This is a genomic window from Pseudomonas libanensis, from assembly GCF_001439685.1.
Taxonomy (GTDB): domain Bacteria; phylum Pseudomonadota; class Gammaproteobacteria; order Pseudomonadales; family Pseudomonadaceae; genus Aquipseudomonas; species Aquipseudomonas libanensis.
This window is the reverse complement of the sequence record NZ_JYLH01000007.1, coordinates 299,417-314,144: the sequence shown is the minus strand read 5'-3', so window position 1 is coordinate 314,144 and position 14,728 is coordinate 299,417. Positions and strand designations below refer to the sequence as shown.

Sequence of the window (14,728 nt, the reverse complement as noted above, 5' to 3'; positions counted from 1 at the left end):
TTCAAATCACAAGTAAATATTTGGCGGCTGGCAGGTCCCGGTCTGACCAGTTGGTCGGTAAGTACGATGCTTGAGCGGTTGGCGGGGATTAATTTTTTTTGCGTATCATCGCCCTCGGCATACGAGGTGATGGATGGACCAATCAGGGCTGACAACCGACGAAGCAGGGCGAATGTATTGCGCCTGGCGCACTGCAGCGCCTGCGTACCTGCATTACCACGACCACGAGTGGGGTGTGCCGGTAGCGGATGACATCGCGCTGTACGAGAAAATCTGCCTGGAGGGATTTCAGGCGGGGATGGCGTGGATCACCATCCTGCGCAAGCGCGAAAACTTTCGTCAGGCGTTCGAGGGTTTTGATTTTCGCCGGGTGGCGCAGTACGGCGAGGCGGACATCGAGCGGTTGATGAGCGACCCGGGCATCGTGCGCAATCGCGCGAAGATCGTCTCGGCCGTCAACAACGCGCGCCGGGCCTGTGAACTGGTGGAGGAGACCGGTTCGCTGGCGCGCTGGCTGTGGGCGTTCGAACCCGGCGCGCAAGAGCGGCCGGCAGTGGTGGACATGGCTTACTGGACGGCCAATCCGACCTCGGCGGCTTCGGTGCGCTTGTCCAAAGCCCTGAAGAAACGCGGCTGGACCTTTGTCGGCCCGACCACGATGTATGCGTTGATGCAGGCGATGGGGATGGTCAATGATCATCTGGAAGGGTGCGTGTGCCGGCCGCGCATTGAACACCAGCGCAACCTATTCAAACGTCCCTGACCAGACACGGTTAAAACTGTGGGAGCAGGCAAGCCAGCTCCCACATGGGTTTTGTGGTGTTGCTGATTATTGGGGAAGCGGGGTGAGTACCTCAGCCTTGTCATCCAGCACCATCACCACCAGCAGCTTGGCCGGTTGGGTCTGGCTGGCATTGCTTGACTCAAAATGCCGCGAGCCGGCCGGTTCGTAGAACGACTCGCCGGCTTTGTAGGTGATCGCCTTTTCATTATTGACCCGCGAGGTGATCTCGCCTTCGAGCACATAAGCCACGGCGGTGCCGGTGTGGCTGTGGGGCACGGTGGCCTGGCCGGGGGCGTAGTCCACGGTGAGCATGATGGTTTTCTTGCCCGGCACGTTGGTCAAGGCGTGCTCTTGCAGCACCTTGAGCGTTTCCTTGTTGTAGACCGGATCGTGGGCAAATGCACTGAGGGAGGCGAGCATCAGTGTGGCAGCGAGTAAGCGTTTCATGATGAGGGTTCCATCGGGTGAAAGACCGCTTCACCCTACGCCGCCAGGGGCTTGCCACCAATGACCAATGCGCCGGAAAACCGCCTAGCCAATCTGCTGGAGTATGTCGCGGACCTTGTCCAGCGCCGGGTCGATGTCCAGAGTCTCGATGGCGCCGAACCCCAGAATCAGCCCCGAGCGCACAGGCTTGTCGTGAAAAAACACGTCCAAGGGATATAACCCCACCTCGACCTGGCGCGCCCGCTTTATCAGCAATGGAATATTCACCGGCACTTTGCACAGGGCCGCCAGGTGAAAGCCCGCCACCGTCGGTACTGCCTCGAACCACGGCGAAAGATCACCCGCCAGACGCTGCAGGATGCGTTCGCGACGCCCCGCATAGACGCCGTGACAGCGGCGAATATGCTTGAGCAGGTAACCTTCGCTGATGAACTTGGCCAGCGCCCACTGCGGCAAGGTCGCGCTGTGCTGGTCGGTCAATTGCTTGGCCTTGAGCACCGCACCATAAATGGCCGGCGGCAGCACCGCATAGCCCAGGCGTAACGCCGGCGACAGGGTTTTGGAAAAGGTGCCGACGTAGGTGACCACGCCTCGGGTATCCATGCTTTGCAGGGAGTCGGTGGGGCGGCCTTCATAGCGGAATTCGCTGTCGTAATCGTCTTCGATGATGATCGCGCCGAGCGCAATGGCGCGGTCCAGCAGGGCCTCGCGCCGCGCCTGGCTCATGGGCATGCCGAGGGGGAATTGGTGGGATGGCGTCACATAGATCAGGCGCGTGCCATCCGGGATCTGGTCGACCTGCAGGCCCTGTTCATCGACGGCAACACTGGCGACGCGGGCGCCCATCGCGACGAACAATTGGCGTGCGGGGCTATAGCCAGGGTCTTCCATCGCGACCAGGCTGCCGGGCTCAAGCACCACGCGGGCAAGCAGGTCCAGCGCCTGCTGTGCCCCGTTGGTGACCACGATATCGCGGGCGCCGCATTTGACCCCACGGGAAAACGCGATATGCCCGGCGATGGCTTCGCGCAGGGCGGGCACGCCTTCTGGCTGGCTGTAAAAGCCACTGTTCTGGGCGATTCGACGCAACGCATCCTGGGTGCAACGCCGCCATTCATCCTGGGGGAATTGGTGGCGTGTCGTCGCGCCGCCGATAAATTCGTAGCGCAGTATCTTCTCGCGGGCGGGGTGGCCCATGGGCGAGGGCAGTGCCGCCCACTTGCCCAGGTTGGCGGCGCAGGCCAGGTCGGCGGCGGTCTGCACGCGGTCGGGCTGTGGCGCCCACGCATTGACGAAGGTGCCCCGGCCAATCTTGCCGATCAGCAGGCCTTCGTAAGTCAAGGTGGCGTAGGTGTCGGAGACAGTTTTGCGCGATAGGCCCAGTTGCTCGGCGAGCAGCCGGCTGGGAGGCAGTTGTGCACCGGCCGAGAGTCGCCCGGTGGCGATAGCTTCGCGCAACTGCTGGTAAAGCTGGGCAGCCAGGTCCTTGCGGCCGGTGATGACGAGGTGCAGTTCCATGTTTCATCCTGGGGCAGATCGATCTGCGCCAAGGTTACGCGCAAACCGATCCGAAGAAACCCAGACGATGTCAGGACAGGAAGCCGCCATCCACATTCAGCGACACACCGGTGGTGTAGCTCGACGCATCACTGGCCAGGTACAACACCGCGCCGGCCATTTCGCTGGGAGCGGCCACGCGCTTGAGCGGGATCTGGGCCAGGGCCGTTTTCAGGATCGAGTCGTTCTTGACCAGCGCCGAGGCGAACTTGGTGTCGGTCAAGCCCGGCAGCAGCGCGTTGCAACGGATGCCGAACGCCGCACATTCCTTGGCAAACACCTTGGTCATATTGATCACGGCGGCCTTGGTCACCGAATAGATGCCCTGGAACACACCCGGCGAGATGCCGTTGATCGAAGCCACGTTGATGATGCTGCCGCCGCCGTTTTCGCGCATCAGCTTGCCGGCCTCCACCGACATGAAGAAGTAGCCGCGAATGTTCACGTCAACGGTCTTCTGGAATGCACCGAGGTCCGTGTCCAGCACGTTGCAGAACTGTGGGTTGGTCGCGGCATTGTTGACCAGGATATCCAGGCGCCCGAACTGCTCGCGGATGCCGGCGAACACCTGGGCGATCTGCTCCATTTCCCCAATGTGGCAGGCAATGGCGGTGGCCTTGCCGCCGTCGGCGATGATTGCATCGGCCACGTGCTGGCAACCTTCCAGTTTGCGGCTGGAAACAATCACATGGGCGCCTTGCTGGGCCAGCAACTTGGCGATGGCCTCGCCGATGCCACGGCTGGCGCCGGAAACGAAAGCAATCTTGCCGTCAAGGTCGAACAGGTTGGTCTTGGACATGAGGGTTCCTTGTGGTTGCAATCAGAGCGCGGATTTGTCGATGACATTCAGGCTCATCTGCTCAAGCAATGTGTTCATATGGATGAACTGCGCAAAGCGTTTGTCCTGGGTCTGGCCGTGGAAGAAGCGGTAGTAAATCTGCTGCACGATGCCGGCCAGGCGGAACAGGCCGTAGGTGTAATAGAAATCGAAATTGTCGATCTGGATGCCGGAGCGTTCGGCGTAGTAGTCGACGAACTGGCGGCGGGTGAGCATGCCCGGGGCGTTGCTCGGCTGGCGTCGCATCAGTTGCACCGGCGCCGGGTCGGCGGCTTCGATCCAGTAGGCGAGGGTGTTGCCCAGGTCCATCAGCGGGTCGCCCAGGGTGGTCAGTTCCCAGTCCAGCACGCCGATGATCTGCATCGGGTTGTGTGGGTCGAGGATCACGTTATCGAAGCGGTAGTCGTTGTGCACGATGCTGGAGGTCGGGTGGTCGGCGGGCATTTTGTCATTGAGCCAGGTGCGCACGGCTTCCCATTTTGGCGCGTCGGGGGTCAGGGCCTTTTCGTAGCGGTCGCTCCAACCGCGAATCTGCCTTGCCACGTAGCCTTCGGGCTTGCCCAGGTCGGCCAGGCCGCAGGCCGCATAGTCGACCTGATGCAACTCGACGAACTTGTCGATAAAGCTTTTGCACAAGGCTTCGGTCTTGGTCGCGTCCAGCCCCAGTTCGGTCGGCAGGTCGGAACGCAGGATGATGCCGTTGACCCGTTCCATCACATAGAACTCGGCGCCGATTACTGACTCATCTGTGCAGTGCACGTAAGCCTTGGGGCAGTACGGGAAGCCATCCTTAAGTTGATTGAGAATGCGGTATTCGCGGCCCATGTCGTGGGCGGACTTGGCCTTGTGGCCAAACGGAGGGCGGCGTAGCACGAATTCCTGGCCCGGGTACTCCAGCAGGTAGGTCAGGTTTGAGGCACCACCGGGGAATTGGCTGATCTTGAGCGTTCCCTGCAAGCCTGGGATATGAGCCTTGAGGTAGGGATCGATCAGGCTGGCATCAAGCTCTTCGCCGGGGCGAATCTGGGTCGATTGGTCGTTCAGCGCCATGCTTATCCCTTCTGCTTATTCTAAAGGCCTTGGATTATTTCCTAATCTAATGCGCACAACCGCCCAGCGACAAGGTTGGGGCGGTTTAATAGGTTAGCGTGTTGAAGGGTGATCAGCGTGCCTGATTGGTCATTTTGCGGGCGCTGGCAACGTGACCGGCGTCAGTACGGGGCGGCCGGCAAAGTATTCCACCAGGTTGTCGGCCACCCGTTGCACCGTATCGTGGGTAGCTTCCGGTGACAGGCCGGCCACGTGGGAGGTGAGCACGGTATTGTTCAGGCGCTTGAGGGCGTCCGGCACCTTGGGCTCATCGTCGAATACATCCAGCGCTGCGCCGCCGATACGCCGTTGTTCCAGCGCGGCCACCAGGTCGGCGGTCACCACCACGCTGCCGCGGCCGATATTCACCAGGAAGCCGTGTGGTCCAAGTGCGTCCAAGGCATGGCGGTCGATCAAGTGCCGGGTGCTGGCGCCGCCGGGTGTCGCCAGCACCAGGAAGTCGGAGTTGCGGGCCAGCTCCACGGCGGTTGCACAGTAGGTGTACTCCACGTCATCGCGGGGTTGGCGGTTGTGGTAACTGACCTCCATGCCGAAGCCGAGCGCGGCACGCTTGGCGATCTCCATGCCCACGGCGCCAAGCCCGAGAATCCCCAATTGCTTGCCCGCGAGGGAAGGGCGCATGACTTTCGGCCATTCGCTGCGCCGCACGGCCGCATCCGTCTGGGGAATGCCGCGCACCAGTGACAGCAGCAACGCCATGGCGTGGTCGGCCACCGAGGGCGCGTTCACCCCGGCGCCGTTGGTCACCACGATCCCACGGTTACTCGCCGCCTGCAGGTCTACATGCTCGTAGCCGGCACCGATCACGCAGATGATCTCAAGCAACGGCAGCGCGGCGATTTCCTCGGCGTACAGCCCCAGGGGGCCGCGGGTCAGCACGGCCTTGATCTGCCCTGCGTGGGCCTTGATCGCCTGCGCCCGTTCTGCGGGCGTCGGCGCCAGGATCACATGAAAATCACTGCTTTCAATGATTTGCAGGTATTCGTTGATGGTTTCAACCAGGACCAGAACAGTGGTGGGCATCGCAAGGCTCTTCCTGAAGGGTTTGAGAGCATGAGTATGCGGGATTTGTAAGACGCAGCGTTTTATTGGGGTGGAAAAATTTCTTCGTTCGTAAGGCCCGTCTGAATTCACAGACCGTCCATCCGCGCCCGCTTTTTTGCGCAAGACTTCAATGACTTTTCCACCAGCAGAGACGATATGGATGCCTGTTCCTGCCGCACCCGAAGAGATCGAATGGACACCGTATGGTTACAAACACTGTCCCTCAGCCCAGGTTCCCTGGAGAACAGTGATTGCCAGTACGCTGATTGGCCCCGCCAAGTACAGGCCAGGCATCGCTATTGAAAAGATTGAAAGGGAAGCTTATAAAAACGGAATACCCACCACCAATGGAAAACCCCGGAAAGTGATGGAGTTCTCCCACTGCATAGGTGCCAGCCATGGCAAACTCAGCCGCTGGGTGCGAATAGAGCTCAGCGCCGGTGCTATCCATGGTCACCCGATTTCTGAACAGGAATTCAGGAGGTTAACAAATTGATCTCGCTTAACTTTACCGGCGGTACAATCACCCATGACGACCTGTCGCACCTGCAGGATATTGCAGTGGCCAAGCAGGTCGATCTGCTGAAGGAAGATATGCTCCAGGTGGAGTTCGCCGGGGGATTGTTACTGGATGTGGGTTGGTACCCGGAATTTGATGCAGCGGGTGGTTTTCGGATAAACGTCATCAAGGACTATGACTGGGACCTTCCACTTATGGCGCTGACTGCCCACGAGACACCTGAATTGGTAGAAAAACTGGCTATTGCGCAGAACGCCATACAGGGCGAGCTGCGCAATCCAAACCTGGGAACCTCGGCTACTTAGTTGTTGCGCCAGCTACTGAACAGTCCCCGTTTGCCGCGCTTGGGGCCCCATAAGCGCTTTTTGGGGCGGTCCCGCCTAACCATTCCTCAGCTAAGTCTTTGCTTCTCCAAGAGAATCCCGGACAATCCGGCCCTTGTTATGGCCAGGGCGCTGCCTGTCAGGTTTTTCTGACTCGTCCTGGCCGTGTGAATGCGGAGATCCGACCGGATGAATGATCAGGCCAATAGCGTCGACGAACGCTATGCAACGACACCTGCAACCCTCACAAGCTGGAGCCGCCAGGACACGACCTGGATGCTTGGGCTGTTCGGTACCGCCATTGGCGCCGGTACTTTGTTCTTGCCGATCAACGCAGGCCTGGGGGGCTTCTGGCCACTGGTGATCCTCGCGCTGCTGGCCTTCCCGATGACATTCTTTGCCCACCGTGGGCTGACACGTTTTGTCCTGTCGGGCCGTGAAGGCTCCGATATCACCGATGTGGTCGAAGAGCATTTCGGTATCAAGGCCGGTGCGCTGATTACGTTGCTGTACTTCTTTGCGATCTTCCCGATCCTGCTGATCTACAGCGTGGCCCTGACCAATACCGTCAGCAGTTTCATGGAACATCAGCTGCATATCATGCCGCCACCCCGGGCGATCCTGGCGTTCGTGCTGATCCTCGGCTTGCTCGCCGTGGTGCGTTGCGGTGAGCAGGTGATCGTCAAGGCCATGAGCCTGATGGTGTATCCGTTTATCGTCGCCTTGCTGTTTCTGGCCGTGTACCTGGTTCCGCACTGGAACGGCGGCATTCTCAGCACCGCCAGCGAAGTGCCGGCCCCTTCGGCGTTGCTCAACACGCTATGGCTGGCGATTCCGGTGATGGTGTTCTCGTTCAATCATTCGCCGATCATCTCGGCCTTTGCGGTGGACCAGAAGCGCCAGTACGGCGCTCACGCCGAGGAGCGCAGCTCGCAGATCCTGTCCCGTGCGCACCTGCTGATGGTGGCGATGGTGCTGTTCTTCGTGTTCAGTTGCGTGCTGACCCTGTCGCCCGCGCAACTGGCTGAAGCCAAAGCGCAGAACCTGTCGATCCTTTCGTACCTGGCCAACCACTTCGATAACCCGACGATTGCCTTTGCCGCACCGTTGATTGCGTTCGTGGCGATTGCCAAGTCGTTCCTGGGCCACTACATCGGTGCCAGCGAGGGCCTCAAGGGCCTGGTGGCCAAGACCGGTCGTCGCCCGGCACCGAAAACCCTGGACCGCATGACTGCCGCCTTCATGCTGGTGGTGTGCTGGATCGTCGCCACGCTCAACCCGAGCATCCTCGGCATGATCGAGACCCTGGGTGGGCCGGTGATTGCGTCGATCCTGTTCCTGATGCCGATGTACGCGATCCGCAAGGTGCCGGCCATGGCCAAGTACCGTGGGCAGGCGTCGAATGTGTTTGTGACTGCAGTTGGCTTGGTTGCCATTACGGCGTTGGTGTATTCGCTGGTTGCTTGAGCCCTGATGCGGTCTATCTGACTGTCCAGAAATAAATAGGTGGGAGCTGGCTTGCCTGCTCCCACATTTGTTTTGTGGTGTGGCAGATGCCTTGTTCCAGGCATAAAAAACGCCGCGTATCTTGCGATACGCGGCGTTTTTCACATCAACACACCGTTAAGCTTGAATCACCGGGATGTTGGCGCTTGCTGCGATTTTGCGGAACTCAGCGATCTGGTCGAAGTTCAGGTAGCGGTAGACGTCGCTGGCCATGGTGTCCAGTTTCGCTGCGTAGCCCATGTACTCTTCGACGGTCGGCAGGCGACCCAGGGTGGAAGCGACTGCCGCCAGCTCGGCCGACGCCAGGTAGACGTTGGCACCGTCACCCAGGCGGTTCGGGAAGTTACGGGTCGAGGTCGACACCACGGTCGAATTCGGCTCTACCCGTGCCTGGTTACCCATGCACAGCGAGCAGCCCGGCATTTCCATGCGCGCGCCAGCCTTGCCGTAGATGCCGTAGTAGCCTTCCTCGGTCAGCTGATGTGCGTCCATCTTGGTCGGCGGCGACAGCCACAGACGGGTTGGCAGCTGGCCCTTGACCTGCTCCAGCAGCTTACCGGCAGCGCGGAAGTGACCGATGTTGGTCATGCACGAACCGATGAACACTTCGTCGATCTTCTCGCCAGCCACGCTGGACAGCAGACGGGCGTCGTCCGGGTCGTTTGGCGCGCAGAGGATCGGCTCGTTGATTTCCGACAGGTCGATTTCGATGATTTCGGCGTATTCGGCGTCGGCATCGGCTTCCATCAGTTCCGGGTTGGCAACCCACGCTTCCATCGCTTGGGCGCGACGTTCCAGGGTGCGTGCATCGCCGTAGCCTTCGCCGATCATCCAGCGCAGCAGGGTGATGTTGGAGTTCAGGTACTCGGTGACGGAGTCCTTGGACAGCTTGATGGTGCAGCCGGCAGCCGAACGTTCGGCCGAGGCGTCGGACAGCTCGAAAGCCTGTTCCAGCGTCAGGTCGTTCAGGCCTTCGATTTCCAGGATGCGCCCGGAGAAGGCGTTCTTCTTGCCTTTCTTCTCTACGGTCAGCAGGCCAGCCTGGATCGCGTAGTAAGGAATGGCATGTACCAGGTCACGCAAGGTGATGCCAGGCTTCATCTTGCCTTTGAAGCGCACCAGGATCGATTCCGGCATGTCCAGTGGCATCACGCCAGTGGCTGCGGCAAACGCGACCAGGCCAGAACCGGCCGGGAACGAGATGCCCATCGGGAAACGGGTGTGGGAGTCGCCACCGGTACCGACGGTGTCCGGCAGCAGCATGCGGTTCAGCCAGCTGTGGATGATGCCGTCGCCTGGACGCAGCGATACACCGCCACGGGTCATGATGAAGTCAGGCAGGGTGTGGTGGGTGGTCACGTCGATAGGCTTTGGATAGGCCGCGGTGTGGCAGAAGGACTGCATCACCAGGTCGGTCGAGAAGCCCAGGCACGCCAGGTCCTTGAGTTCATCACGGGTCATGGGACCTGTGGTGTCCTGGGAGCCCACGGTGGTCATCTTCGGCTCGCAGTAGGTGCCAGGACGAACGCCTTTGCCTTCTGGCAGGCCGCAGGCCTTGCCGACCATTTTCTGTGCCAGGGTGAAGCCCTTGCCGGTGTCGACAGGCGCTTCAGGCAGCTTGAACAGGTCGGTAGGGCCCAGGCCCAGTTCGGCACGGGCCTTGTCGGTCAGGCCACGACCGATGATCAGCGGGATACGGCCGCCGGCGCGAACTTCGTCCAACAGCACCGGGGTCTTCATTTCGAAGGTGGTCAGGACTTCATCGGTGCCGTGCTTGCAGACTTTGCCAGCATGAGGGTACAGGTCGATCACGTCGCCCATGTTCATGTTGGTCACGTCGAATTCGATCGGCAGTGCGCCCGCATCTTCCATGGTGTTGTAGAAGATCGGAGCGATCTTGCTGCCGAAGCAGAAACCGCCGGCACGCTTGTTCGGCACGTAAGGCACGTCGTCGCCGAAGAACCACAGTACCGAGTTGGTTGCCGACTTACGCGACGAACCGGTACCGACCACGTCACCGACGTAGGCGATCGGGAAGCCTTGGCCGCGCATCTCTTCGATCTGCTTCATCGGGCCGGTCTTGCCTTGCTCGTCCGGCACGATGCCTTCACGGGCCATTTTCAGCATGGCCAGGGCGTGCAGCGGGATATCTGGACGGGACCAGGCGTCAGGCGCAGGGGACAGGTCGTCGGTGTTGGTCTCGCCGGTGACCTTGAACACGCGCAGGCTGATCTTGTCGGCCAGGGTAGGGCGGTTACGGAACCACTCGCCGTCAGCCCAGGACTGGATCACGCCTTTGGCATGCTCGTTGCCATTGCGGGCTTTTTCAGCCACGTCGTGGAACGCATCGAACATCAGCAGGGTGTGCTTGAGCTGGGCGGCCGCGACGGGCGCCAGGGTGGCGTCGTCCAGCAGCTCGACCAACGTCACGATGTTGTAGCCGCCTTGCATGGTGCCGAGCAGTTCAACAGCGCGTTTCTTGTCGATCAGGGGGGAAGTGGCTTCGCCCTTGGCCAGGGCAGACAGGAAACCGGCCTTGACGTAGGCAGCTTCGTCAACGCCTGGTGGAATGCGGTTGGTGATCAGGTCAACGAGGAATTCTTCTTCGCCAGCCGGAGGATTTTTCAGCAGCTCGACCAGGCCTGCGGTTTGTTCGGCGTTAAGCGGCTGGGGAACGATACCCAGGGCGGCACGCTCTTCGATATGTTTGCGGTAGGCTTCAAGCACAGTTATTACCCTCATCAGTGGTCCCACGGGACGCTCATCCAGGCGTGAACGGCACGCATGCGCTCGGGGGCTTTTTGAGCCGCAAAGCCAGCGCTGCCGTCATTCCTTTACAGAAGCTGCTTTCAAAGTTTTACGCCTGCAGAACGGAGCTGATGAGGGTTGGCGCGGGTTCTGACCTACCGGGTCGAGCCCACGCCAACACCGTTCTGAAGGAACGACTGTGCTCGTGACGCTTTGAAAACAGCTTCCAGCGGATTATTGGCGCCTTACAAGGCCGGGTGATTCTACGGCAAAAAAAATCTAAAGGTAAGTTGCCTGGCCAAGTTTGCTGGGTGATCAACCTTAGACAAAGGGCTAACATGGCGCACTGTTTCGCTGATTTGCGTGTTGTTGACCATGCCCAACCAAACCATCAAGACCCCCTGCGTCGGCCTGTGCTCCACGGTCTACGGCGATCTCGTGTGCCGCGGCTGCAAGCGCTTCCACCATGAAGTGATCCAGTGGAACGGCTATAACGAAGAAGAGAAACGCGCGGTCTGGCTCAGGCTTGAGCAGCTGTTGGTGCAGGTCATGGCCGGCAAAGTGGAGGTTTTCGACCCCAAGACCCTGCGCGGGCAGTTGGAGCAACGCAAGATTCGCTTTGTGCCGCACCAGTCCGAGTATTGCTGGGCCTACCAGTTGATTGCACGCGGGGCGCGGGTGATCAATAACCTGGAGGCCTATGGCATGGTGCTGTTGCCGGAGTTTCGCGACTGGGCGCTGCCGGAACTGCGCGATGCCATTGATCGGGAGTTCTTTATCTTGTCCGAGGCGCATTACCAGCGCTATATCGCGCCGGGGTTTTTGAAAGATGCGCTGGGGCACTGACTGGCGAGATCAATGTGGGAGCTGGCTTGCCTGCGATAACGGTGTATCAGGAGCAAATGCGCCAGCTGACCCACCGCAATCGCAGGCAAGCCAGCTCCCACAGTTGATTTCCATTGCCTGAAGAGGTGGTGTCAGGGTTTGGTCGCCAGCTTTTCCAGATGATCCATGAGCGTTTTCGGCTTTAGCACCAGCACATCGCTTTGCACCGCATCCAGCACCACTTCTGCGGTATTGCCGATCAACGCCCCGGAAATCCCCGTGCGCGCCACCGTGCCGATAATGGTCACCGCCGCCTGCAGTCGATGGGCAATATGTGGGATCAGCACATCGGCGGGGCCTTCCTCGATATGCAGGTGCCTGTCGTCTACGTCGAATTCAGCCTGGAATGCCTTGCACTGCTCACGATAGCGCGCCTCGATGGTTTCCTTGAGCTGGAAGGTCGGATCCGCCGCCGACAGCATTGGCGACGGGTGGGCGCTGATCACATGCAGCTGCGCCTTGGCCAGGCTGGCGATATCAAAGCCGTGGTCGATGATCGAATTGTGCAGCGAGCGGTGTTCGCCGTCGGTGTTGCCCACATCGATGGCCGCCAGAATCACCCCGCCGGCCCATGGTGTGGCGGTCTTGACCAGCAGCACCGGCGTTGGGCAATAGCGCAGCAGTTTCCAGTCCGCCGGCGTCAGCAGGGCCTTTTTCAGCGGGCTGTCGGGAAAGTGTTGCTTGATCACCAGGCCGCAGCCCTCGGCTTGCTGCACATCGATGATGGTTTCATGCAGGCTGTCGTTCCAGGCCTGTTCGGTGGAGACGCTGTAGCCGTCGTTCCTTAAACCTTCCTTGAGCACGCTCAACAGCGCCGAATGCTCGTGGTTCTTGTCGCAGACCAGCAGGTGCAAGTGTGCGTCGGTTACCCCGGCGATCAGCTTGGCGCGCTTGAGGGCCAGGCTTTCCGAATGTTCGGGCTCGATGACCACCAGGATGCTGCGGATGGCTTGCATGATCGGGATCTCCAGGAAAGGGCGTGCAACAACTATAGTTGCTGCCCGCCAGACGTCATGTTGATACACATCAAGGCCGGTGGCTGGTGGTCTTCGACGGGGTCGGTATAATCGGCGGCCTTTTGTGACCCTTTGCCCGTGAGCCCGATGAACCTGCCCGAAATCCATGAATTCCTCGGCTGCCGCACCCCTGACGCGTGGGTGCAGGCTGCCCTGGCCGATCAGGACACCCTGCTGATCGACCACAAGAACTGCGAATTCAAAGCGGCCAGCACCGCCCTGAGCCTGATGGCCAAGTATCACGGCCATGTTGACCTGATCAACATGATGTCGCGCCTGGCCCGCGAAGAGCTGGTGCACCATGAGCAAGTCATGCGCCTGATGAAAAAACGCAAGGTCGAGCTGCGCCAACTGCACGCCGGCCGTTATGCCTCCGGCTTGCGCAAGGTGGTGCGCAGCCATGAGCCGGTCAAGCTGGTGGACACCCTGGTGGTCGGCGCTTTTATCGAAGCACGCAGTTGCGAGCGTTTCGAAGCGTTGGTGCCGCACCTGGACGAAGAACTCGGCAAGTTCTACTTCTGCTTGCTCAAAAGCGAGGCGCGGCACTTCCAGGGGTACTTGAAGCTGGCGTACCAATATGGCGACACCAAGGACATCGCCCAGGTCATCGAGCGGGTGAGGGCGGCCGAGCAGGAACTGATCGAATCACCCGACATCGAGTTCCGCTTTCACAGTGGCGTGCCAGCCTGAGGCCACGGCCACACCGAGCAAGGCGGTGATGCCGGCCAGCAGCAGGATCACCGTTCGCATGCCCAAGGGCGCTGCCAGCACAGCAATCATCAGGCCCGCCAATGGCTGGGCCAGGTTGTTGAGCAAGGTGATCACACCCACCGTCTTGCCGAAATCCTGTACTGGAATGACCCGTTGACGGGTGCTGCGCAGGTACAGGTTGAACATCTTGTCGAAGCCGGTCACCAGCAGGAACCCCACTGCGTAGGCCCACACGCCGGGACTGATCGCGGTGATCAGCGCGCCGACGGCAATCATCGAATACGACAGCCCGCCCATTACCTTCAGCGGCAATGATGAGCGCGCCAGATAAAACAGAATCATGATGGTGACCAGCGCGCCGGCGGCTTGCAGCAGGGCGTAGGCATCCTTGTCGGCGGCGTAATGACCGGTGACCATCGCGGCCGAAGTGGCCAGCGTCACCCCGACAATCAGATTCACGCCGACCGCCAGGGTGATGATGCGTTTCAACTCCACCCGGCTGCGGATGTGGCCGAACGCGGTGCGCAGGGGTTGCAGCCAGATACCCGGGTGCTGCTCATGGATCTTCAGGTTCACCGTGGTGTTGCGCTGCCAGGTCAGCATTGCCAGGTCAGCCAGCACAAACAGTGCGGCGACACCGAGCACTACCCAGGGCCACGCCCAGACTTCCAGCATCAGCGCTGCCAGCAACGGCCCGAGCACCAGGCCGCTTTGATCGGCGATCTGTGAGTAGGACAAGGTCTTGGCGTAGGTGTAATGCTGGAAGATATGCGGCATCACCACTTCCCGCGCCATGATGCCCTGGGTGGTCAATACTCCGCACACGGCGGACAGGATCACCAACCAATGGATGCCGTCGAACAGTCCATACAGCCCCACCGCCACCACACAGGCCAATGCCCGGTACACCTGGCTGATATGCAGGATGCGCACCGGTGAAAACCTGTCGCAGAGCGCTCCGCACACCGGAAACGCCAGGTAGCGCGGCAGCGACTCGACAAAGAATGCCAGGCCCGCCCATGACACGCTCTTGGTGGTCTGGAATACGATCAGCGGCACGATGAACAGCAGGATCTGGTCGGCCAGCCGTGACAGGAACAGCGAAACGAAGAACGCCAGGTAATCCTTGCGCATGGAACTCCCTGTGAATGGCGTAAAAGATTGCAGGTTATTTGTTAAAAACTCTTAAAAGCATGAAGCTTAGTCGGCACGTACTGGCCAGCGGCTTCTGTTGGCCAG

General features: G+C 60.3%; 14 protein-coding genes. 6 read left to right on the top strand and 8 right to left on the bottom strand.

Annotated elements, in window-relative coordinates; translation table 11 throughout:
• The first annotated feature begins 133 nt into the window (after nt 1-133).
• Nucleotides 134-763, top strand: coding sequence for a DNA-3-methyladenine glycosylase I (locus tag TU73_RS13940; protein ID WP_057012720.1), 630 nt, complete (start codon nt 134-136; stop codon nt 761-763).
• 66 nt (nt 764-829) lie between these two features.
• Here TU73_RS13940 and TU73_RS13935 read toward each other — a convergent pair whose 3' ends face one another.
• From TU73_RS13935 to TU73_RS13915, 5 genes are all read right to left on the bottom strand, one after another.
• Nucleotides 830-1,231: a cupin domain-containing protein gene (locus TU73_RS13935; RefSeq protein ID WP_057012719.1), complete on the bottom strand. Its 402-nt coding sequence runs from the start codon at nt 1,229-1,231 to the stop codon at nt 830-832.
• A gap of 84 nt (nt 1,232-1,315) precedes the next feature.
• Nucleotides 1,316-2,749 (bottom strand): MocR-like pyridoxine biosynthesis transcription factor PdxR, encoded by a 1,434-nt coding sequence (gene pdxR / locus TU73_RS13930; RefSeq protein ID WP_057012718.1) that lies wholly within the window; start codon nt 2,747-2,749, stop codon nt 1,316-1,318.
• Between the two features lie 70 nt (nt 2,750-2,819).
• A complete protein-coding gene (locus tag TU73_RS13925) occupies nt 2,820-3,587 on the bottom strand; it encodes an SDR family oxidoreductase (RefSeq protein ID WP_043050946.1) in 768 nt (255 codons plus the stop codon).
• 21 nt (nt 3,588-3,608) lie between these two features.
• Nucleotides 3,609-4,676 carry a phosphotransferase family protein gene (locus tag TU73_RS13920; protein WP_057012717.1) on the bottom strand — a complete coding sequence of 356 codons (1,068 nt, stop codon included), beginning with the start codon at nt 4,674-4,676 and terminating at the stop codon, nt 3,609-3,611.
• 129 nt (nt 4,677-4,805) lie between these two features.
• On the bottom strand, nt 4,806-5,759 hold the full coding sequence (locus TU73_RS13915; RefSeq protein ID WP_057012716.1) for a 2-hydroxyacid dehydrogenase: 954 nt from the start codon (nt 5,757-5,759) through the stop codon (nt 4,806-4,808).
• A gap of 181 nt (nt 5,760-5,940) precedes the next feature.
• On the opposite strand from TU73_RS13915, the gene TU73_RS13910 reads away from it, so the two are divergent.
• The 3 genes from TU73_RS13910 (at nt 5,941) to TU73_RS13900 (ending at nt 8,090) form a co-directional block, all read left to right on the top strand.
• Nucleotides 5,941-6,276, top strand: a complete 336-nt coding sequence (locus TU73_RS13910) for a hypothetical protein (protein WP_156421228.1) — start codon at nt 5,941-5,943, stop codon at nt 6,274-6,276.
• On the top strand, nt 6,273-6,605 hold the full coding sequence (locus TU73_RS13905; protein ID WP_057012714.1) for a hypothetical protein: 333 nt from the start codon (nt 6,273-6,275) through the stop codon (nt 6,603-6,605). Before TU73_RS13910 ends, TU73_RS13905 begins: the two co-directional genes overlap by 4 nt.
• 207 nt (nt 6,606-6,812) lie before the next feature.
• Complete coding sequence (locus TU73_RS13900; protein ID WP_057012713.1) at nt 6,813-8,090, top strand: serine/threonine transporter; 1,278 nt, start codon at nt 6,813-6,815, stop codon at nt 8,088-8,090.
• A gap of 156 nt (nt 8,091-8,246) precedes the next feature.
• Here the strand turns inward: TU73_RS13900 and acnB are convergent, their stop codons facing one another.
• On the bottom strand, nt 8,247-10,856 hold the full coding sequence (gene acnB / locus TU73_RS13895) for a bifunctional aconitate hydratase 2/2-methylisocitrate dehydratase (RefSeq protein WP_056846177.1): 2,610 nt from the start codon (nt 10,854-10,856) through the stop codon (nt 8,247-8,249).
• Nucleotides 10,857-11,252: 396 nt separating this feature from the next.
• Here acnB and TU73_RS13890 point away from each other — a divergent pair, with 396 nt between their 5' ends.
• Nucleotides 11,253-11,723 carry a DUF1289 domain-containing protein gene (locus TU73_RS13890; protein ID WP_057012712.1) on the top strand — a complete coding sequence of 157 codons (471 nt, stop codon included), beginning with the start codon at nt 11,253-11,255 and terminating at the stop codon, nt 11,721-11,723.
• Nucleotides 11,724-11,854: 131 nt separating this feature from the next.
• On the opposite strand, the gene TU73_RS13885 is transcribed toward TU73_RS13890, so the two are convergent.
• Entirely contained in the window at nt 11,855-12,718 is an 864-nt protein-coding gene (locus tag TU73_RS13885) for a universal stress protein (protein WP_057012711.1), read from the bottom strand.
• 147 nt (nt 12,719-12,865) lie between these two features.
• Between TU73_RS13885 and TU73_RS13880 the strand changes: the two genes are divergently transcribed.
• Nucleotides 12,866-13,468 carry a MiaE family protein gene (locus TU73_RS13880; RefSeq protein ID WP_057012710.1) on the top strand — a complete coding sequence of 201 codons (603 nt, stop codon included), beginning with the start codon at nt 12,866-12,868 and terminating at the stop codon, nt 13,466-13,468.
• Here TU73_RS13880 and TU73_RS13875 read toward each other — a convergent pair.
• On the bottom strand, nt 13,424-14,623 hold the full coding sequence (locus tag TU73_RS13875) for an MFS transporter (protein ID WP_057012709.1): 1,200 nt from the start codon (nt 14,621-14,623) through the stop codon (nt 13,424-13,426). The two genes, TU73_RS13880 and TU73_RS13875, sit on opposite strands and share 45 nt — an antisense overlap.
• Nucleotides 14,624-14,728 lie beyond the last annotated feature (105 nt).